The organism is Rossellomorea sp. ABR4_004 (genome assembly GCF_056159585.1).
Genome location: NZ_JBSWVM010000001.1, coordinates 1,404,695 through 1,425,374, shown reverse-complemented (window position 1 = coordinate 1,425,374; position 20,680 = coordinate 1,404,695). Strand labels below are relative to the sequence as shown.

The window sequence follows — 20,680 nt, the reverse complement described above, 5'->3', positions numbered from 1 at the left end:
TTGCGGAAGTAGTTCAGTGGTAGAACACCACCTTGCCAAGGTGGGGGTCGCGGGTTCGAATCCCGTCTTCCGCTCCAGAAGATTTTATGCCGGGGTGGCGGAACTGGCAGACGCACAGGACTTAAAATCCTGCGGTAGGTGACTACCGTACCGGTTCGATTCCGGTCCTCGGCACCAAAGATTTTTGCGCTAGCAAAAAATCTTTCCTTGATTTGCACCAGCAGATAAGGAAAAATAATAAAATTATGCGCCCGTAGCTCAATTGGATAGAGCGTTTGACTACGGATCAAAAGGTTAGGGGTTCGACTCCTCTCGGGCGCGCCATATTATCGGGAAGTAGCTCAGCTTGGTAGAGCACTTGGTTTGGGACCAAGGGGTCGCAGGTTCGAATCCTGTCTTCCCGACCACTTCTTGGGGCCTTAGCTCAGCTGGGAGAGCGCCTGCTTTGCACGCAGGAGGTCAGCGGTTCGATCCCGCTAGGCTCCACCAATTTTTCTGTGAAAGCAGAATCAACATTGATTTTCGAGAAATCATCTATCAATTAATTTGATAAAAAATGTATCTTGGCGGTGTAGCTCAGCTGGCTAGAGCGTACGGTTCATACCCGTGAGGTCGGGGGTTCGATCCCCTCCGCCGCTACCAATAGGGACCTTTAGCTCAGTTGGTTAGAGCAGACGGCTCATAACCGTCCGGTCGTAGGTTCGAGTCCTACAAGGTCCACCAAGTACCATTTCAATACGGAGGAATACCCAAGTCCGGCTGAAGGGATCGGTCTTGAAAACCGACAGGGGTGTCAAAGCCCGCAGGGGTTCGAATCCCCTTTCCTCCTCCATTTTCTCTTTAAATCTTATATCGTCGCGGGGTGGAGCAGTTCGGTAGCTCGTCGGGCTCATAACCCGAAGGTCGCAGGTTCAAATCCTGTCCCCGCAATACCATTTTTGACTCGGTTTTATAAAGGGTTATCAATAATCCTTTATGAGTCACGCATGGATAGTTATTTTGACTAACGTCAAGGTAATGAAACCTATTTTGCTTACGCAAAAAGCTTTGGTCCGGTAGTTCAGTTGGTTAGAATGCCTGCCTGTCACGCAGGAGGTCGCGGGTTCGAGTCCCGTCCGGACCGCCATTTTCTTTTTATAAGATGATGGTTCATAATTGAATACTTTACTTCAAGTAAGGCTCAGTAGCTCAGTTGGTAGAGCAATGGACTGAAAATCCATGTGTCGGCGGTTCGATTCCGTCCTGAGCCACCATTTTCTATTTGAAGACATTATGGCGATTGTGGCGAAGTGGTTAACGCACCTGATTGTGGTTCAGGCATTCGTGGGTTCGATTCCCATCAGTCGCCCCATATTCTCTTATATAAATCGTGCGGGTGTAGTTTAGTGGTAAAACCTCAGCCTTCCAAGCTGATGATGAGGGTTCGATTCCCTTCACCCGCTCCAATTATTACTCTTAATGGGCCTATAGCTCAGCTGGTTAGAGCGCACGCCTGATAAGCGTGAGGTCGGTGGTTCGAGTCCACTTAGGCCCACCATTTCATTATTCCGCAGTAGCTCAGTGGTAGAGCTATCGGCTGTTAACCGATCGGTCGCAAGTTCGAATCTTGCCTGCGGAGCCAATCATATGGGGAAGTACTCAAGTGGCTGAAGAGGCGCCCCTGCTAAGGGTGTAGGTCGGGCAACCGGCGCGAGGGTTCAAATCCCTCCTTCTCCGCCATATTATGGCCCATTGGTCAAGCGGTTAAGACACCGCCCTTTCACGGCGGTAACACGGGTTCGAATCCCGTATGGGTCATCTGAAAAAAGACTATCATTTTTGATAGTCTTTTTTTGTTATACAAAGTAGAATGGGTGGTCATTTTATTAAAAATAAACTAATAACACAACTAAATGAAGCAATTTAATTGAAAATGTAGTCGGGATTGGGACTATAATTGCGGTTTTACATAAGAAAGCATGTTACTACTTCTGTAAGAGGGATATATTATCGACATTGCTCGCTTTATTATCGACTTTCCAACATATATTATCGACTTTCCAACATATATTATCGACTTTGATCACTTTATTATCAACTTCTACCCTCTTCTTTTCAGCTCTAATTTTTCAATACAACAAACGGAGGATATGAGAGAACAGGTCCTCGAAGAATAAAATACATCAACTACCTCTTAATCTCCCTATTAATCTTCTTAAAGTATTCAGTAACCCTCATGAATGATTTCTTCTTTATTGTCCATTAAAACAGGTTTCATCTTTCCTAAGCATGCAGCAACTGCCAGATTGATCATCCATTCCTAATCGCTCCTCCATTCGACACCGCCATCCTTCTCACAACTAGCCAAAAACGATACAAAATACCGTAATCCTTCTGCATTTCCCGCTAATTTCACTATTTTTCATTTAAAAACTTTCGACAAATTCCGCTATGAATTCAACACGTTTCCCCTATGTTCTTCCAATGTAAACCTTATCATTTAGTAATAATTCCCAAAAGAGAACCGTTTTATCATATGCATGTAGGAAATTGTCGTAATTGAGCGACGATTATAAAGAGGATTTTGATGAAGTTGAAAGAAAATAGTAAGTAGATTGAAAAATGTAGGTGAGATGATGAACGCAATGACCATATCAGATTATGATGTTTTTTTGTTTCATGAGGGAAATTTACAGCAGGCCTATCAGTTTATGGGTTCACATGTGAGAAGAGATTCCACTGGGACCTATACAGAATTTTGCGTTTGGGCACCGAAAGCAAGACATGTTTCATTAGTTGGATCGTTTAATCATTGGAATGGAGCAGGGTATGAACTTACACGGCGGAATAACGAAGGTTTATGGACCATTCGCATTGATGGGAATCTTTCGGGTGAAACGTATAAGTACGAGATTACCACTCAATCAGGGTTGAAGAAGCTGAAGGCGGATCCATATGGGTTTGCTTCTGAGAGGCGTCCAAATACTGCAAGCGTGGTGTATGAGCTGCAGGGATTTTCTTGGGAGGATGAGAAGTGGCTGGAGGATCGAGCCAGTTCGACGGTCTATGACAAGCCTATGGCGATTTATGAAGTGCATTTGGGCACATGGAAGAAGAAAGCGGGTAAGTTTCTTTCTTATAAGGAATTAGCTCAGCAATTAATTCCCCATGTGAAAGAACAAGGATTCACACATATTGAGTTGCTGCCTGTCACGGAGCATCCGTTTGATCGTTCTTGGGGGTATCAAGGTACTGGTTATTATTCTCCGACTAGTCGCTACGGCTCACCTCATGAATTGATGGCGTTCGTAAATGAATGTCATTTACATAATATTGGCGTGATTCTGGATTGGGTCCCGGGTCATTTTTGTAAAGATGCCCACGGGTTATATGAATTTGATGGTTCGTTTGCTTATGAGTATGGAGAGGAACGGGACCGTGAGAATTATACGTGGGGAACGGCAAATTTTGATTTAGGCAAGGGGGAAGTGAGAAGCTTCCTGATTTCGAATGCACGTTTCTGGATGGATCTATATCATATTGATGGTTTCCGGATTGATGCAGTGGCCAATATTATTTATTGGGCAAACCAGGGAGAGCTCGCTCCTAATGAGGGAGCCTTACAGTTTCTGAAAAATTTGAATAAGGCTGTTTTTGAGTATGACTCTTCGATATTGATGATAGCAGAGGATTCTACAGACTGGCCACAGGTGACGTCCCCTGTCCACTATGGAGGACTTGGCTTTAATTATAAGTGGAATATGGGATGGATGAATGACGTCCTTAAATATATGGAAACAGATACGTCTGAAAGGAGACATGTACATTCTCTTATAACATTTTCGTTGTTATATGCGTATTCAGAGAATTATGTGCTTCCGTTTTCCCATGACGAGGTGGTACATGGGAAGAAGTCATTATTGAATAAAATGCCCGGTGATTACTGGCAGAAATTCGCTCAATACAGGCTGCTACTGAGCTATATGATGGCTCATCCGGGTAAGAAGCTTCTGTTTATGGGAAGTGAACTTGCACCGTTTTCAGAGTGGAAGGATTTAGAGGAGCTGGATTGGCACTTATTGGATTACGAATTTCATCACAAATTCAATTCATATTTTAAAGAGCTTATGCATTTATATAAAGGTGCTGAACCATTATTCCAAATGGATCATCGTTCAGAAGGATTTGAATGGGTGGATGTGGATAATAGAGAGCAGCAGATTTTCTCTTTTATCAGAAATGGGAAAGAGAAAGGGGATCATCTTGTAGTGATCTGTAATTTCAGCCCTCATGTGTATCACCACTATAAGGTGGGTGTAAATAAGGTTTCTTCTTATGAAGAAATTTGGAATAGCGATGATGAACGATTTGGTGGATCTCATCAGGTGAATCCGTTGCCTCTAACTGTACACAATGAGCCGTACCATGGAAGAGATGGATATGTGGAAATGACGATCCCGCCATACGCAGCCGTTTATTTAAAACCAATAGATTGAAAGGGGAGAGAAAAGGATGGGAAAAGGTAGATGTGTAGCGATGTTATTAGCAGGTGGAAAAGGGAGCCGGTTAAGCTCATTGACAAAGAGCCTGGCAAAACCAGCCGTACCGTTTGGAGGGAAATACCGCATTATTGATTTCACATTGAGCAATTGTACTAACTCCGGGATTGATACGGTAGGGGTCCTTACTCAGTACCAACCTTTAGTACTGAATTCTTATATCGGAATTGGAAGTGCATGGGATCTTGATCGTAAAAATGGTGGAGTGACCGTACTGCCGCCTTATGCGGAATCATCAGAGATGCGCTGGTATACGGGAACGGCCAGTGCAATCTATCAAAATATGAATTATCTTGAGCAATATGATCCTGAATATGTACTGATTCTATCTGGAGATCACATTTACAAGATGGATTACAGCAAAATGCTTGATTATCACATTGAGAAGAAAGCGGATGTCTCGATTTCTGTAGTTGAAGTAGGCTGGGATGAGGCAAGCAGGTTCGGTCTTATGAACACGAATGAGGAAATGAGAATCACAGAGTTCGAGGAAAAACCGGCTTTTCCTAAGAGTAATCTAGCTTCGATGGGTATCTATATCTTCAATTATTCAGTGCTTAAAGATTACTTGGAGATGGATGAGCGTAATCCTGATTCCAGCCATGACTTTGGAAAGGATGTCATCCCTTTGCTGCTTGATGAGAAGAAGAAGCTGATGGCTTATCCGTTTAAAGGGTATTGGAAAGATGTAGGGACGGTTAAGAGCCTATGGGAAGCCAATATGGACTTGATTGATGAGGAAAATGAGCTGAATCTGTTCGATTACGATTGGAGAGTGTATTCGGTTAATCCAAATGAGCCGCCTCAATATATTTCTGAAGAAGCTTCTGTGGAAGGATCTCTTGTGAATGAAGGTTGTACGATTGAGGGTACCATTCGCAAGTCCGTCCTGTTCCAAGGAACCACCGTGAAAAAGGGAGCACATGTCAGTCGCTCAGTCATTATGCCGGATGCTGTCATTGGGGAAAACGCCTATATCGAGCAGGCGATCGTACCGTCGAATGTCAAGGTTCCGAGCGGCTTATGCATTATGCCGGAAGAAGGTTCGGATGAAATCATTTTGGTTACGGAATCATTCATTGAAACACTACTGGAACAAGAAAAAGTGTAAGGTTGAAGACCACATTACAACATAAGAGGAGGAAGTGTTTTGAAAAATACTATGCTTGGAGTTATTGATGCTACTAGTTACTATGATTCGTTAGAGGATTTACTGTTACATCGTTCATTAGCGGCCCTTCCGATTGCGGGCAGATACCGCCTGATCGACTTTGTACTCTCCAATATGGTGAATTCAGATATTGGTTCCGTTGCCATCTTCCCTAAGTTTCAATACCGTTCCCTTATGGATCATCTTGGATCGGGGAAGAACTGGGATCTGAACCGAAAGCGTGATGGGTTGTTTTTCTTCCCGGCACCAGGCTTGGAATCAAGTGAAGAGGGTGTGGGGTCATTTAATCACTTCGCTCATCACCTGGACTATTTTAATCGAAGCACACAGGAATACGCCTTGATCAGCAATTGCTTTACTCTATGTAATATTGACTACCAACCGGTCCTTGAACGCCATATACGAATCGGCTGTGATATAACGGAAATGCGTCATAATGGAAACTCTTTAGACATGTATTTGGTGAAAACGGGTACACTCATTGATTTGATCCAAAAACGACGTGAAACAGGATATACATGTATGCAGGATGTCGTGGAGGACATGGATAGCGGCTTTAAGGTGTGCGGCTATGAGCATGATGGATTTGTTCAGACGATTGATTGCATTGAAGAATACTATGATGCCAGCATGAAGCTAATGAACTTATCTTATTGGAAAGAGCTGTTCAAGAAGGATATGCCAATCTATACAAAGGTGAAGGATGAGCCGCCTACACGCTACACATCAGCTGCAAGTGTGAAAAATAGCATCATCGCCAATGGATGCTTCATCGAAGGCCAAGTGAAGAATTCTACGATGTTCAGAGCGGTGAAGGTTGGAAAAAACACAACGATTTCGGGCAGCATCATTATGCAGAAGAGCCAAATTGGAGATAACTGTGTACTAGAGAATGTGATCTTGGATAAAGATGTGAAAATCGAGGATGGCGTAAAGCTTATCGGAGATCCAAACAACCCAATAGTCATTCGCAAGGGAATGATTCAAGGAGCGCTGATGAATTCGTGAAAGTGTTATTTGTAGTATCCGAGTGTGTCCCTTTTATTAAATCTGGAGGCTTAGCGGACGTTGCAGGCGCCCTGCCTAAGGAGTTAAGAAGTTTAGGGACGGATGTCAGGGTGATTTTGCCTAAATACGGTGGAATCCCCCATGAATTTCGTTCGAAAATGAAACGAAAGAAAGAGTTTTTCGTGTCAGTCGGCTGGCGAAATCAGTATTGTGGGATTGAAGAGTACACCGAAAGTGGAGTAACGTATTATTTTGTCGACAATGAATACTATTTTAATCGGGATCGTCTGTACGGATATTTTGATGATGGGGAGCGATTCGCGTACTTTACAAGAGCTGTCTTGGAAAGTATCGCTGTCCTTGATTTTTATCCGGATGTGATTCATTGTCATGACTGGCACACCGGCATGATTCCGTTCTTGTTGAGAAGCGAGTATCAGGAGAGACCGGGCTATTCATTTATCCGCAGCGTGTTCACCATTCATAACCTGCAATTTCAAGGGATTTACCCTAAACAGGTGATGACTGACCTGTTAGGCATCTCCGAGAGGTATTTTCATCATGAATACCTTGAGTTTTATGGAAACATCAATTTCATGAAAGGGGCGCTCATTTCATCGGATTTTGTCACAACTGTGAGTCCTACATATAAAGAGGAAATCCTCACGCCTTACTATGGAGAAAAGCTTCATAATATCCTTGGTCAACGGTATAACCAATTATTAGGGATCCTCAATGGAATCGACGATGAAGTGTACAATCCCGATGAGGGAGAGTTTCCTTATTTCAGCGGCAACCTTCATGGAAAGAAGCAGGCAAAGCGCCATCTGCAAAAAAGTCTTGGATTGGAAGAGGACGAAGGAATCCCCCTTGTATCCATCATTTCAAGGTTAACGAACCAAAAGGGGCTTGAACTGGTCAGGGGTGTCTTTCATGAAATGATTCAGGAAAATGTTCAGTTTATCCTGTTGGGAACAGGGGATTGGGAGTTTGAACAGTTCTTCAGGGAAATGGAATGGACGTATCCGGATAAGGTCAGAGTGCAAATCGGATTTAATGAGGAACTGGCAAAACAGATCTATTCTGCCAGTGATATATTCCTGATGCCTTCTAAGTTCGAGCCGTGCGGACTGGGTCAATTGATTGCCATGAGATATGGAGCCCTGCCACTTGTCCGGGAGACCGGCGGATTGAACGATACGGTTGAATCCTATAATGAAGAAACGAAGACAGGGAACGGCTTTTCGTTTAAGAACTTTAATGCTCACGATATGCTCTACACTTATCGAAGAGCTCTATCGTATTTCTACGAAGATCCGGAAACATGGAATCATATTGTACGAACTGCAATGAATAAAGATTATAGTTGGGCCCAATCGGCCTTTAAGTATAATCAACTATATGCTGACCTGGTATCAAGGAGTGAAAGCCATGTTTTCTGATCCAATTGAATTTAAAGAAATGTTTCTGAAGAAGCTTGAAATGATGTATGGAAAGACGTTTCCTGAATCTACCAGTCAGGATCAATTTTTTACATTAGGTCATCTTATACGGGAATACATCTCGATGAACTGGATTCATACGAATGAGCAGTACCGGTTCAGTAAACAAAAGCAGGTGTATTACTTATCGATTGAATTTCTCTTGGGACGCCTGCTTCGCCAGAACCTGATGAATTTAGGAATCTACGATATTGTGGATAAGGGATTGAAGGACCTGGGAATAGACCTTGCTGAAATGGAAGAGGTTGAGCACGATGCGGGACTTGGAAACGGTGGTCTGGGACGTTTGGCCGCATGTTTCCTGGACTCATTGGCTTCCCTTAATTTACCTGGACACGGCTATGGGATCCGGTACAAGCATGGATTATTTGAACAAAAGATTGTCAACGGTTTTCAGATGGAGCTTCCGGAGCAGTGGCTGCGTCATGGACATGTATGGGAAGTTCGAAAGTCAGATCTTACCGTCGAAGTACCTTTCTGGGGGAAGGTGGAGTCCTATACAGAAAATGATGTATTGAAGTTTCGACATGTGGATGCAGAAGTAGTAGCCGCTGTTCCTTATGATATGCCTGTTGTGGGATATGAAACGTCGACGGTCAATACTCTGCGATTATGGAGTGCTGAACCTGCTGCCTATAAAGCCGGGAAAGATATGATGAAATACAAGCGTGATACGGAAGCGATCACTGAATTTCTTTATCCTGACGATACACATGAGGAAGGGAAAATCCTGCGCTTGAAACAGCAATACTTCCTGGTATCGGCAAGCATCCGTTCTATTCTTGATTCCTACCTGTATCGTAACGGGGATTTGAAGGAGCTTCATGAAAACATTTCAATCCATATCAATGATACTCATCCTGTCCTCGCGATACCAGAACTGATGAGGGTCCTTCTTGATGAATATTCCTTTGAATGGGAAGAAGCGTGGAAAATCACGACGAATACATTTGCCTATACGAATCATACGACTCTATCAGAAGCATTGGAAAGATGGCCGATCCGTATTTTCCAACCCCTGCTCCCTCGCATCCATATGATCGTGAATGAGATCAACGAGCGATTCTGTCAGGAGTTGTGGAAGGAGTATCCCGGTGATTGGAAGCGGATAGAGGATATGGCGATCATCTCCCATGATGAAGTGAAAATGGCTCATCTGGCGATTGTAGGAAGCTTTAGTGTAAATGGTGTGGCAAAGATTCATACTGAAATCTTAAAGCTAAGAGAAATGAACTTATTCTATCAATATTATCCTGATAAATTTAATAGTAAGACAAATGGAATTACACATAGAAGATGGCTATTGAATAGCAATCCTTCCCTGTCGAATCTGATATCCTCTTCCATCGGGGATAGGTGGATTAAAGATCCGGGTAAGTTGGCGGACTTGAAAGAGTATCATCACGATACAGCGTTTCTTAAGGACCTGTATGATGTAAAACAGGAAAATAAACGGAAGCTTGCAGATCGAATATTTGAAAGCAATGGAATCGTCGTGGATCCTACTTCGATATTTGACATTCAAGTGAAGCGGCTGCATGCGTATAAACGACAGCTCATGAATGTTTTACACATTCTTCACCTTTTTAATCGGTGTGTGGAAGATCCAAGCTTTGATTTTCATCCGCGAACGTTCATTTTTGGAGCTAAAGCATCCCCGGGTTACTACTATGCGAAGAAAATCATTAAGTTGATTCATTCTGTAGCAGATCTGGTGAATGACCACCCCCTTGTAAAAGGGCGGATTAAAGTCGTATTCCTGGAAAATTACCGGGTATCACTAGCTGAAGAAATCATTCCCGCAGCTGATTTGTCGGAACAGATTTCAACTGCCAGCAAAGAAGCCTCCGGTACAGGGAATATGAAGTTCATGATGAACGGAGCCTTGACGATTGGAACATTGGACGGGGCGAATATTGAGATTCTTGAGCAAGTAGGAAAAGAGAATATTTTTATATTTGGTTTAACAGCTGATGAAGTGATGAAATATCAGCATAACGGTGGATATTATGCAATGGAGTATTTTCACTATGATACCCGCATTAAGAGGGTGTTGAATCAATTGATCGACGATACACTGCCTGATGCTGGTGACCATTTTGAAACCATTTATGACTCCTTATTGACGGAAAATGATCAATTCTTTGTCCTGAGGGATTTCGACTCTTATGTCAGGGCTCAAGAACAAGCAGGAAAAGCGTATGAAAATAAAGAGCATTGGTCAAGAATGTGCTTGCAGAATATTGCTAACTCCGGCTATTTCTCGAGTGATCGGACGATTGAGCAGTATGCGAAGGACATCTGGGGCATTGCACAGGGCAGTTTAATTAAGTAGAGAAAAGCTTGGGGAAAGTTTCCCCAAGCTTTTTATAATTATTTCTTCTTATCAGAAATGTAACTGTCGCCATCTTTATACGGAATGTCACCTAATGTGGATTCCATATTGTTTTCATCCAGCATATCTTCGTATTCTTCATGGGTTTTCGAAGGATATGCCTTGCGGTTGGAGCCTTCCATGTCGGTTCCGACAAAGGATTCGAAATCCTCTGTAAAACCTTCTGATGTGTCTTCATCCTGATACAATTCGGAATAGTCTTCATAATCACCTTCGAAGTCAGAAGGGGTTTCGGATGTGCCGAAGCGGCCTACTTCCTGAAAGCTGTCATGGTCATCCCGGACATTCCCGTCTGTTTCGTGCCTGAATTCATTATCAACAGGCGGCTGCAACACATCTTCCTCTACTGGTCTATCCTGGGGGGTAGATTGTTCCGGTGAATGGTCTTTACAATAGAGCGTCGTCGGAATGACTTCCAAACGCTCATAAGGAATTTCCTGACCGCATTCTTTACATTGTCCATATGTTCCTTGTTCGATCGCCTGCAGGGCACTGTGAATTTTATTTAGTTCCAGTTTGGCGTGATCATCTATGGCGAAATCCTTCTCCCGTTCATATAGCTCTGTTCCCATGTCGGCAGGATGATTATCGTAAAGGGAGAGTTCACCTGAGTTATCACGTTCATTTGTATGGTGAAGATTATCTAAGTCCTGATGTAAATGTTCTTGTAACTGTTTTTCCTGTTGAACCAATTCTTGTTTTAGTGTCTGTTTTTGGCTGTCTGTTAGCAATTTCTTCACATCCTTCATTATGTTCGCTTAAAAAATGTACTAACCATACTTTATCCGAAAGTGGGGTTGTTAAAACATAAAAGGTTGATTTCATAAACTATGTTGCTTTTTCAATTAGCGAGCGGTTGCTGATTTCCGCTCCAGATGCTCGCTTTCCGCGGGGCGTGAGTTGAGCCTCCTCGGGCTTTGCCCTGCGGGGTCTCAACTTTCCCGCTATTCCCGCAGGAGTCGAGCATCTTCCGCTCCAATCAACTTTATGTGCATAAGTCCCTACTTTAATTATTGAAATCACCATATATTTGAAAAAGTATATTTTTCAATGTGTATAATGGTCAATTTTGATGAAAGTATTTTTCTTACAGTGTTTTGTGTCGCTGCTTAGTTCTGGCACTCAATCCACTATCGAACCGTTACTGTTTTTATAAGATTTAGCTCCTCCAGGAAATATAACAAGCATTGTAAAAAGAGCATATAAAAAAGAGTCGAACCCTAAATGAAGAGTCGACTCACGTTTTTTAAAGCATATATGCAAGTAATAGTCCGATGGATAATAGGAATCCAAAGATGGTGTTTGTTTGTGCGGTGGCTTTCATGGCGGGCATCATTTCGATTGGCTGTGATTTCCCGATGAATCCTGTCGTGGCCTTGACGGCTTTCGGGATACTGAGAAAGGCAACGAACAGCCAAGGAGATGAAACGCCGGCAAGGACCAGCCCGATGATCCAGCCATAGGATACAACAAACATGCCGCCCAAGAGGAAGATCGCACCTTTTCTACCTAGAAGAATGGCGATGGTTTTACGGCCGTTTTCTTTATCACCGTCCAGGTCGCGGATGTTATTCGCTAATAGAATGGCGCCGACTAAAATGGATACGGGGACAGACAATAGGATACTGTCACCATTGATATATCCAGTTTGAATGTAAAACGATATGAGAATGATCACGAGTCCCATAAAGAATCCTGCGACGATTTCTCCAAAAGGCGTGTAAGCAATTGGCATAGGTCCTCCAGTATAAAAGTACCCCGCTGCCATGCACACTATACCTATGAGTGCCAGCCACCATGTGCTATAAAAACAAATATAAATTCCTAATAAAAGGGCAATTCCGTACAGTGTAAAGGCCAAGTTAATGACCGTGGAGGGTTTGACCCCGTTCCGGACAATTGCTCCCCCGATACCTACAGAATGCTCTGTATCCAGGCCACGCTTATAGTCATAATACTCGTTGAACATATTGGTAGCAGCCTGGATAAGCAAGCATGCAATAAGCATGGCTGCAAATAATGGTACGTTTACTGCAGTAAATTGAAGTGCAAGAACAGTGCCTAGTAAAACAGGTACAAATGCTGCTGTTAGAGTGTGCGGCCTTGTTAGCTGCCACCAGATTTTCCACCCTTTATCTGATTCCAAAACATTGGATGCTTGTTGTTCCATCATACTCTCTCCCTTACGCAATAAGGAATTTTCAGAAGACATTACAATTCCTTTACAGATTAAAGTGTAGGTAAAGGGAAGTGGACTGTCAATGATTTTCTCAAAATCCGTGAAGGTGCTATTTTCCAGTAATTGAGTACTTTTACAACGCTTTTGGTTTCTCAAAAGGGGAAAAAGGGTTTATTATATAATAAGGATAAAAAATGTATCATGTCTTAAACTTCGTTGACACACCTTAAAGACAGGTGTATCTTATAATAAGTTTGAATATCGTACGTGATTTTGTTTGGGGGAATTCAATTGGTTACCATTCATAAAACCAAAATTGAAAAAGCATATGATACAGCCAAAATGAAGGCTAAACAAATACATCACCCCGTCCTTCTCAGCATAGTGGAGGAAGTAGATGCAGTGGATCCTCTTTCTTTTTATTATGGAGGAAGCTCTTTTATCGGAGAGCGTTTTTTATGGAAGGACCGTGATCATACCATCTCGCTGGTAGGGCTTGGAGCAGCTCATATCATGTCTGCAAATGATATAAATGACCGATTTTTTACGGTTGAGAAAGAGTGGAAGCGCTTAATTGAAGAGTCAGTGATTGTGACCGGGGAAGAATGGACAGGCACAGGACCTTTGTTATTTGGGGGCTTCAGCTTTGATCCGCTTAATGATATCGGGGAAGAGTGGGAGCCATTTTCGAACGGTACGTTTCAATTACCGATGTTTATGCTGACAAAGCCGGGGAAAACCAATTATTTAACGATGAATTTTATTTGTCATCCGGAAGAGTCGGAAGAAAGTTTATTTCATGACCTTTTCAGGATCAAAGATGAGCTTCTTGAAAACGCGGGGATGCCAATTATTCCTGAACAGCCCCGATGGCTGCAAAATAGGGATATGAAGCCTCAAGAATGGAAGGATTCTGTTCAAAATGTGGTGAATCGTTTAAAACAGGGTGAGATGGATAAAGTAGTGCTTGCCAGAAAATGTGAAGTGGCGTTTGATACGAAAGTGTCATCTGACTTTGTATTGGATAATTTGTGGAAGCAGCAGCCGGACAGCTTTGTTTTCAGCTTTGAAAGGGAAGAAAGCTGTTTTATTGGGGCCACACCTGAACGACTTGTCAAGAAAACAGGAGATGATGTTCTTTCCACCTGTTTAGCAGGATCCATTGCACGCGGGGATACGCTGGAAAACGACGAGAAACTGGGAACGGAGCTCCTCCAGGATGAGAAGAACCGTTACGAGCATCAGCTTGTTGTTGAAAGCATCCATGAGGCTCTTGCACCTTACTGCGAGTCGTTGACGATCCCATCATCGCCTCAATTGATGAAGCTGAAAGATATTCAGCATTTATATACTCCTGTCACTGGACAGGCATCTGAACATACATCCCTATTGGAATTGGTGGAAAAATTACACCCGACTCCTGCATTAGGTGGAGTTCCGAGGGATAAAGCATTGCACGTAATCAGGGAAGAGGAAGAGATGGATCGCGGATTATATGCTGGCCCAGTAGGCTGGATCGATGCCTATGGAAATGGGGAGTATGCCGTTGCCCTTCGCTCAGGTCTTCTTCAGGGAGATAAGGCCTATTTATATGCAGGGTGTGGAATTGTAGCTGACTCCGAACCTGAAAGTGAATTTAAAGAAACACAAATGAAATTTCGACCGATGCTAAGAGCATTAGGGGGAAAAGTACATGATTGATGAACATCAGCAGAAGTTAACTCATTATTTAGCGGCATTTATTGAAGAATTGGTTGGAAATGGAGTAGACGAAGTAGTCATTAGCCCTGGCTCCCGTTCTACTCCTTTGGCTTTGTTATTCGCCCATCATCCTGAAGTGAAAACGTACACTAATGTAGATGAACGTTCTGCTGCTTTTTTTGCTTTAGGGGTTGCGAAAGCAAAGAAAAAGCCGGTCGCCATCCTCTGTACATCCGGAACGGCAGCAGCTAATTATTATCCAGCGATTATTGAAGCACGGTACGCGAAAGTGCCATTGCTCGTGCTGACGGCTGATCGTCCCCATGAACTGCGGGAGGTAGGTGCCCCTCAAGCAATTGATCAGCTGGATCTATATGGCAAACATGTAAAATGGACAGTGGATATGGCACTGCCGGAAAACAGTCCGTCCATGCTTGAATATGCAAGATCTTCAGCATCCAGAGGAATAGGACTTTCAATAGGAGAACCGAAAGGACCCGTTCACTTTAACTTTCCATTCAGGGAACCGTTAATTCCTGATTTAAAGAACGTTTCTTATTCAACAGGTTCTAAAGCAAAAAGGGTCCTTCACGGAGAGAGGAGCCTGTCCCCCTCTGTCTCTCAAGAGCTTCAAGGGATACTTCGAAGTAAAGAGAGAGGTCTTATTATATGCGGGCCTGGGCTGAATAGTGATTCGATTGACTACATCGTTGAATTTAGTGAGCAATTCGGTTTTCCAATCGCAGCCGACCCCCTCTCCCAAATGAGAAGTGGTTCTCATTCGAAGGCACAAATTATCGACACCTATGATACGTTCTTGAAGATTGATGGAGTAAAGGAGAGCCTGCATCCTGAAATCGTGATTCGTTTCGGAGCCATGCCTGTATCAAAACCTCTCATGTTGTTTCTGAAAAGTCTTTCAGAAATCCCATACTGGATCGTGAGTCCGGGTGAAGAGTGGCAGGATCCCATATCGAAAGGGACGGAATACATCTATTGTGATGAGGGCTTATTCTGTCAAAGCATGATCAATGAAGCAAGCCGTGATGGTTCTCATGATTGGATCAATCACTGGAAGAATGTGAATCTTTCCACAAAGGAACTGCTTCTAAAAGGTCATCATTCTTGGGATGAAGGAATGGCAGTAAGTGAACTTATTCAACACCTGCCTGAAAAATCGAATGTATTTGTCAGCAACAGCATGCCGATACGGGACGTCGATACGTTTTTCTTTAGTAATGATCGGTCAATCGGTATCTATGCCAATCGGGGAGCGAACGGAATTGATGGAGTGGTGTCGACAGCACTTGGGATGAGCACCTGCTCGGATTCCATGTATCTTTTGATTGGGGATCTTGCTTTCTTCCACGATTTAAACGGACTTCTCGTTGGGAAAAAATATAAGCTGAATCTGACCATCGTGGTCCTTAATAATAATGGTGGGGGAATCTTTTCCTACCTTCCGCAAGCGAGTGAAGGTGAATACTTTGAAGATCTTTTCGGCACGCCGATGGATCTGGATTTTTCCCATGCAGCCAAGCTTTACAAAGCGGGTTATTTCCGAGTGGAATCAGAAGAAGAATTTGCCCATGCTGTAACGGAAGCACAGAACAGAAAAGGCTTAAAGATCATCGAAGTGATGACGAACCGTGATGAAAATGTAGCAAATCATCGCAATTTGTGGAATTTTGTTTCCCGGGAAATGATGAAGAAGTATAAGGGTGAAAATCATTGATCCTGCAAGTGAATGATATTCGCTATTTTGTAGAAGTTAAAGGAGAAGGGGAACCTTTGGTTTTTCTTCATGGTTTTACCGGGGATACGACGACTTGGTCACGAATCACCGATCAGTTATCTATTGCCTATAGGTGCATAAGCATCGATTTGATTGGTCATGGCCGCACAGATTCCCCTGAAGATCCATCAAGATATACAATGGGTCATGTATCTAATGATCTTGATACCATTTTGTCTGCACTTGAAGTAGACGAGGCGATCGTGATCGGCTATTCCATGGGAGGTCGGACGGCCCTTCACTTCACCATGAGCTATCCTCAAAAGGTGAAGACGTTGATTCTTGAAAGTGCCTCTCCCGGATTGAAAACGGGTGAAGAGAGAGTGGAACGGCGGAAAAAAGACCATGCGTTAGCCGACCGGATCATGAGAGAAGGAATGGAAGCCTTTGTCGACTTTTGGGAGGAGATCCCTTTGTTTGCTTCTCAAAAAAGACTTACTGAAGATGAGCGTGCCGAGATTCGTAAGCAGCGACTTGGGCAGTCTCCTTTAGGCTTATCCAATAGCTTAAAAGGAATGGGGACAGGGGCTCAAGCCTCATGGTGGGACAAGCTGGGAGAGCTCTCTCTTCCAGTCCATTTACTTGTAGGTGAGCTGGATCATAAGTTTGTTCATATTGCGGAAGAAATGAAAGAACTCAATCCGGACTTTCAAATCATGACAATTTCTAACACAGGTCATGCAATTCATGTGGAAGAACCGCGAAAGTTTGGTACAATAATAGAGGATCTACTGTTAACTACATAAAGGAGGAACAAACCAATGGCTTTTGAATGGGTTTCAGAAAGAAACTACGAAGATATTTTGTACGAAACATACAATGGGATCGCTAAAATCACGATCAATCGACCAGAAGTTCGCAACGCTTTTCGTCCTAAAACTGTAATGGAATTAATCGATGCATTTGCTTATGCACGTGACGATTCCAAGGTCGGTGTCATCGTTTTAACAGGTGCTGGAGAAAAGGCATTCTGTTCAGGGGGAGACCAAAGAGTACGAGGACATGGCGGTTACGTCGGGGAAGATGAAATTCCGCGACTGAATGTACTGGACTTACAACGTCTGATCCGAGTGATCCCTAAGCCGGTCATCGCAATGGTAGCAGGTTATGCCATCGGAGGAGGACATGTCCTTCATGTCGTATGTGATATTACGATTGCTGCTGACAATGCAATCTTCGGACAAACTGGTCCTAAGGTAGGTAGCTTTGACGCAGGATACGGTGCAGGATATCTTGCACGCATCGTCGGTCACAAGAAAGCAAAAGAAATCTGGTACCTGTGCCGTCAATACAATGCACAAGAAGCGCTTGAAATGGGTCTTGTCAATACAGTCGTTCCATATGAGCAGCTTGAAGCGGAAACAGTTCAGTGGGCATCAGAAATGCTGGAGAAAAGTCCGACTGCCCTTCGTTTCTTAAAAGCGTCATTCAACGCAGATACAGATGGATTAGCGGGTCTGCAACAACTTGCAGGAGACGCTACACTTCTATACTACACAACGGAAGAAGCCAAGGAAGGCCGCGACGCATTTAAAGAAAAGCGCAAACCGGACTTTGGACAATTCCCTCGTTTCCCTTGATCTAAGGTGGCCTGATGAATCTTTGCGGATTCGTCAGGCTTTTTTTTATAATGGTTTTAAAGAGCACAAACAAGAAAGGAATGGGAATGACAGGATGACTACACAGCAACTGCCAAATTGGCTAAAACAAAGAGCGTTCTTAACCCCTGATCGGATGGCAATAAGTAATGGCGATGTGGAATATACTTTCGGAGAGCTCTGGGAAAAATCCATTCACATCGGTGAGCAGCTTCATACCATAGTAAAATCTTCTGCACATCCTTTTGTGGGACTCATGATTAAAAATAAAGTGGAATCTGTGTTGGTCGTTCATGCCATTCAACAGCTTGGATTCACGACAGTTCTATTAAACAATAAACTGAGTTCGAATGAATTATCTTTTCAAATACAGGATATGGAGTTATCGACGGTCATTTATGACGATGAGTTTGAGGGGAAGCTGTCTTTTTCAGGGAAACACGTTAATGGAATCCCATTTTCTCAATTGCTGCAAACAGCCCCTACAGTCTTTAAAGTAAGGGATTATTTTCAGTTAGACCAAGCATGCTCGGTTATGTACACATCAGGTACGACCGGAGCCCCCAAAGGAGTTCTTCAAACGTATGGAAACCATTGGTGGAGTGCCACCGGATCTTCTTTGAATCTCGGAATAAGTGAAAATGATGCCTGGCTTTGCTCGGTTCCGCTCTTTCATATTAGCGGATATTCGATCCTTATGAGAAGTGTGATTTATGGAATGAAGGTACGACTATTTGAAACCTTCGACGTCGAGACCATCAATCAGGAGCTTGAAAGTGGAAGGGTCACGATCATGTCGGTTGTAAGCAATATGCTTCAGCGTTTGATGAACGATGCAGGGAACCGGACGTATCATCCGAATTTCCGCTGTATGCTGCTAGGCGGCGGACCTGCACCACTTTCTTTACTTCAGGATTGTAAGGATAAGGGAGTGCCCGTCTTTCAAACATATGGAATGACAGAAACAGCTTCTCAAATCGTGACGTTATCACCTGAATACAGTATGACGAAGCTAGGGTCAGCGGGTAAACCACTCTTTCCTTCAGAATTAAGAATCAAGAATGAAAAGGGTGCAGCTCGAGCAAATCAAGAGGGTGAAATTCTTGTGAAAGGCCCGAATGTGACGAACGGGTATTACCGAAGAGAGGAAGCGAATGCAAAGAGCTTTGAAGATGGCTGGTTTCATACTGGGGATATCGGCTTTGTAGATGAAGAGGGTTTCTTATTTGTATTGGATCGGCGATCAGACCTCATCATTTCCGGGGGAGAAAATGTGTATCCTGCCGAAATTGAAAGTGTGCTGTTGAGCTGTGAGGAAGTTGAGGATGCCGGGGTGGTTGGAGTTCCAAATGACACATGGGGACAGATTCCCTGTGCATTCATCGTTAAAAAAGAGTGTCTTACAAAAGAAGAGATCTTAAACTACTGCTCCGATAATCTGGCATCATATAAACAGCCGAAAAAAATAATCTTTGTAGATGAGTTACCACGAAATGCCTCGAACAAGCTGCTGAGAAGAGTGCTCAGAGACCAATGGGAAAAAGGACTGTATGCCGATGAAGATTAAATCCATTACCCTTCACTTCATATCGATGCCTTTGAAGAAGCCATTTGTGACACATCTGCAAACGGTTGAAAAACGGGAAGGGATCATCGTAGAGATTCAGGATGCTGACGGATTGATTGGACTGGGAGAGGGAGTTGCTTTTTCCACACCATGGTATACGGAAGAAACCGTGAAAACATCCTATCATATGCTCAAAGATATATTAATTCCTTTAATGAACAGCCACCCATTTAAACACCCTAAAGAAATCGGAAAAAGATTCGAAATGGTAAGGGGGAATTCTATGGCGAAGGCTGCACTTGAAATGGCATTGTGGGATCTCTATGCGAGACAGCAAAGCGTTCCTCTCTGGGAGATGATAGGGGGGACGCGTCCTGAAATTCTTGCCGGCGCCGTTGTAGGGGCCGACTCTGTGAAAGAGATGATTCATCAGGCTGGAGAACTTGTGCAAGAAGGGTATCAACGCATAAAGTTGAAAATCTCTCCTGGAGCGGACGTGGAGATTGTGAAAGAGTTGAGGGACCATTTTCCTTCTCTTACGCTTTTGGCTGATGCCAATTCAGCATACTCTCTTGAAGACAAAGGCCAACTACAGGCAATGGATGAGTATGGGCTGGAGATGATCGAACAACCTTTGGGAGTTGACGATTTAGTAGAACACTCTCTTTTACAAAAAGAGTTGCAGACTCCGATTTGTTTGGATGAGAGCATCGTAACTACACATGATATGAAGAGTGCCATCTATTTAAATAGCTGCGGAGTTGTCAATATCAAGCTTGGCAGAGTCGGAGGGTACACAAGTGCTTTGGAGATCTACCGGTTGTGCCAGGAGAATCACATCAAAGTATGGTGTGGAGGAATGATCGAGTTTGGGGTTTCCCGCGCCCATAATCTGACCCTTGCCACTCTCGAGGGATTCTCGATTCCCGGGGATATATCCTCCTCCTCGAAATATTGGGAAGAAGATATCATTACCTCTCCCATCGTTGTGAAAAATGGTGTGGCGGAACGCTTGGATGGTCCTGGGATAGGTGTGGAGTTGAATAGAAAACGGCTAGGTCATGTGACAATAGGTAAAGAAATGTTTAACATGTGATTATTCTCGATAAAAAAATGAATTTATCCATAAGCAGGTTCCATGTTGGAGCCTGCTTATTTCTCGTTCGAATGAATGATTAATGGTGGCAACCACTAGTTGCGGTGCATTGCAACCACAGTTATCTTTA

The 20,680-nt window shown here is 43.4% G+C and carries 12 protein-coding genes, 17 tRNA genes and 1 pseudogene; 28 read left to right on the top strand and 2 right to left on the bottom strand.

Features of this window, described 5'->3' with window-relative positions; genetic code table 11:
- Positions 1–2: 2 nt before the first annotated feature.
- The 22 genes and pseudogenes from ACXAF2_RS07540 (at position 3) to ACXAF2_RS07435 (ending at position 10,554) form a co-directional block, all read left to right on the top strand.
- Positions 3–77 (top strand) — tRNA-Gly (locus ACXAF2_RS07540).
- 11 nt (positions 78–88) lie between these two features.
- A tRNA-Leu gene (locus ACXAF2_RS07535) sits at positions 89–177 on the top strand.
- A gap of 70 nt (positions 178–247) precedes the next feature.
- Positions 248–324: transfer RNA gene (locus ACXAF2_RS07530), tRNA-Arg, on the top strand.
- A gap of 6 nt (positions 325–330) precedes the next feature.
- Positions 331–407: transfer RNA gene (locus ACXAF2_RS07525), tRNA-Pro, on the top strand.
- Positions 408–413: 6 nt separating this feature from the next.
- Positions 414–489, top strand: a tRNA-Ala gene (locus ACXAF2_RS07520).
- A gap of 76 nt (positions 490–565) precedes the next feature.
- Positions 566–642: transfer RNA gene (locus ACXAF2_RS07515), tRNA-Met, on the top strand.
- A 4-nt stretch (positions 643–646) separates the two neighbouring features.
- Positions 647–723 (top strand) — tRNA-Ile (locus tag ACXAF2_RS07510).
- A gap of 16 nt (positions 724–739) precedes the next feature.
- Positions 740–832: transfer RNA gene (locus ACXAF2_RS07505), tRNA-Ser, on the top strand.
- 24 nt (positions 833–856) lie between these two features.
- Positions 857–930, top strand: a tRNA-Met gene (locus tag ACXAF2_RS07500).
- A gap of 119 nt (positions 931–1,049) precedes the next feature.
- Positions 1,050–1,126 (top strand) — tRNA-Asp (locus ACXAF2_RS07495).
- A gap of 51 nt (positions 1,127–1,177) precedes the next feature.
- A tRNA-Phe gene (locus ACXAF2_RS07490) sits at positions 1,178–1,253 on the top strand.
- Between the two features lie 22 nt (positions 1,254–1,275).
- Positions 1,276–1,351, top strand: a tRNA-His gene (locus ACXAF2_RS07485).
- 20 nt (positions 1,352–1,371) lie between these two features.
- Positions 1,372–1,445 (top strand) — tRNA-Gly (locus ACXAF2_RS07480).
- Positions 1,446–1,460: 15 nt separating this feature from the next.
- Positions 1,461–1,537 (top strand) — tRNA-Ile (locus ACXAF2_RS07475).
- A gap of 9 nt (positions 1,538–1,546) precedes the next feature.
- Positions 1,547–1,621 (top strand) — tRNA-Asn (locus tag ACXAF2_RS07470).
- Between the two features lie 7 nt (positions 1,622–1,628).
- Positions 1,629–1,719 (top strand) — tRNA-Ser (locus ACXAF2_RS07465).
- Positions 1,720–1,725: 6 nt separating this feature from the next.
- Positions 1,726–1,797 (top strand) — tRNA-Glu (locus tag ACXAF2_RS07460).
- 818 nt (positions 1,798–2,615) lie between these two features.
- Positions 2,616–4,613 (top strand): annotated as a pseudogene (gene glgB / locus ACXAF2_RS07455) (1,4-alpha-glucan branching enzyme).
- Complete coding sequence (locus tag ACXAF2_RS07450) at positions 4,516–5,649, top strand: glucose-1-phosphate adenylyltransferase (RefSeq protein WP_475138019.1); 1,134 nt, start codon at positions 4,516–4,518, stop codon at positions 5,647–5,649. Before glgB ends, ACXAF2_RS07450 begins: the two are co-directional and overlap by 98 nt.
- Before the next feature lie 39 nt (positions 5,650–5,688).
- Positions 5,689–6,717 (top strand): GlgC family sugar phosphate nucleotidyltransferase, encoded by a 1,029-nt coding sequence (locus tag ACXAF2_RS07445; RefSeq protein ID WP_475138018.1) that lies wholly within the window; start codon positions 5,689–5,691, stop codon positions 6,715–6,717.
- The gene (glgA, locus tag ACXAF2_RS07440) at positions 6,714–8,159 is read left to right on the top strand and encodes a glycogen synthase GlgA (RefSeq protein WP_475138017.1); all 1,446 of its coding nucleotides are present in this window, start codon (positions 6,714–6,716) and stop codon (positions 8,157–8,159) included. The genes ACXAF2_RS07445 and glgA overlap by 4 nt, the downstream gene beginning before the upstream one ends.
- Positions 8,149–10,554, top strand: coding sequence for a glycogen/starch/alpha-glucan phosphorylase (locus ACXAF2_RS07435; RefSeq protein WP_475138016.1), 2,406 nt, complete (start codon positions 8,149–8,151; stop codon positions 10,552–10,554). Before glgA ends, ACXAF2_RS07435 begins: the two co-directional genes overlap by 11 nt.
- A gap of 38 nt (positions 10,555–10,592) precedes the next feature.
- Here ACXAF2_RS07435 and ACXAF2_RS07430 read toward each other — a convergent pair whose 3' ends face one another.
- Both ACXAF2_RS07430 and ACXAF2_RS07425 read right to left on the bottom strand, forming a co-directional pair.
- Positions 10,593–11,354 carry a TraR/DksA C4-type zinc finger protein gene (locus tag ACXAF2_RS07430; protein ID WP_475139140.1) on the bottom strand — a complete coding sequence of 254 codons (762 nt, stop codon included), beginning with the start codon at positions 11,352–11,354 and terminating at the stop codon, positions 10,593–10,595.
- 506 nt (positions 11,355–11,860) lie between these two features.
- Positions 11,861–12,784, bottom strand: a complete 924-nt coding sequence (locus ACXAF2_RS07425) for a 1,4-dihydroxy-2-naphthoate polyprenyltransferase (protein ID WP_475138015.1) — start codon at positions 12,782–12,784, stop codon at positions 11,861–11,863.
- 300 nt (positions 12,785–13,084) lie between these two features.
- Between ACXAF2_RS07425 and ACXAF2_RS07420 the strand changes: the two genes are divergently transcribed.
- From ACXAF2_RS07420 to menC, 6 genes are all read left to right on the top strand, one after another.
- The gene (locus ACXAF2_RS07420; protein WP_475138014.1) at positions 13,085–14,494 is read left to right on the top strand and encodes an isochorismate synthase; all 1,410 of its coding nucleotides are present in this window, start codon (positions 13,085–13,087) and stop codon (positions 14,492–14,494) included.
- Positions 14,487–16,229 (top strand): 2-succinyl-5-enolpyruvyl-6-hydroxy-3-cyclohexene-1-carboxylic-acid synthase, encoded by a 1,743-nt coding sequence (gene menD, locus ACXAF2_RS07415; protein ID WP_475138013.1) that lies wholly within the window; start codon positions 14,487–14,489, stop codon positions 16,227–16,229. Before ACXAF2_RS07420 ends, menD begins: the two co-directional genes overlap by 8 nt.
- 2 nt (positions 16,230–16,231) lie before the next feature.
- Positions 16,232–17,035 carry a 2-succinyl-6-hydroxy-2,4-cyclohexadiene-1-carboxylate synthase gene (menH, locus tag ACXAF2_RS07410; RefSeq protein WP_475139138.1) on the top strand — a complete coding sequence of 268 codons (804 nt, stop codon included), beginning with the start codon at positions 16,232–16,234 and terminating at the stop codon, positions 17,033–17,035.
- Positions 17,036–17,050: 15 nt separating this feature from the next.
- Positions 17,051–17,869 (top strand): 1,4-dihydroxy-2-naphthoyl-CoA synthase, encoded by an 819-nt coding sequence (gene menB / locus ACXAF2_RS07405; RefSeq protein WP_044340358.1) that lies wholly within the window; start codon positions 17,051–17,053, stop codon positions 17,867–17,869.
- 94 nt (positions 17,870–17,963) lie between these two features.
- Positions 17,964–19,454: an o-succinylbenzoate--CoA ligase gene (locus ACXAF2_RS07400; protein ID WP_475138012.1), complete on the top strand. Its 1,491-nt coding sequence runs from the start codon at positions 17,964–17,966 to the stop codon at positions 19,452–19,454.
- On the top strand, positions 19,444–20,550 hold the full coding sequence (gene menC, locus ACXAF2_RS07395; protein ID WP_475138011.1) for an o-succinylbenzoate synthase: 1,107 nt from the start codon (positions 19,444–19,446) through the stop codon (positions 20,548–20,550). The genes ACXAF2_RS07400 and menC overlap by 11 nt, the downstream gene beginning before the upstream one ends.
- Positions 20,551–20,680: the final 130 nt, after the last annotated feature.

What these genes read in the sequence shown, in the direction of transcription:
- ACXAF2_RS07450 (WP_475138019.1), top strand. Translation starts at nt 4,516, where the DNA reads ATGTTATTAGCAGGTGGAAAAGGGAGCCGGTTAAGCTCATTGACAAAG.
- ACXAF2_RS07435 (WP_475138016.1), top strand. Translation starts at nt 8,149, where the DNA reads ATGTTTTCTGATCCAATTGAATTTAAAGAAATGTTTCTGAAGAAGCTT.
- ACXAF2_RS07425 (WP_475138015.1), bottom strand. Translation starts at nt 12,784, where the DNA reads ATGGAACAACAAGCATCCAATGTTTTGGAATCAGATAAAGGGTGGAAA.
- menD (WP_475138013.1), top strand. Translation starts at nt 14,487, where the DNA reads ATGATTGATGAACATCAGCAGAAGTTAACTCATTATTTAGCGGCATTT.
- menB (WP_044340358.1), top strand. Translation starts at nt 17,051, where the DNA reads ATGGCTTTTGAATGGGTTTCAGAAAGAAACTACGAAGATATTTTGTAC.
- ACXAF2_RS07400 (WP_475138012.1), top strand. Translation starts at nt 17,964, where the DNA reads ATGACTACACAGCAACTGCCAAATTGGCTAAAACAAAGAGCGTTCTTA.
- menC (WP_475138011.1), top strand. Translation starts at nt 19,444, where the DNA reads ATGAAGATTAAATCCATTACCCTTCACTTCATATCGATGCCTTTGAAG.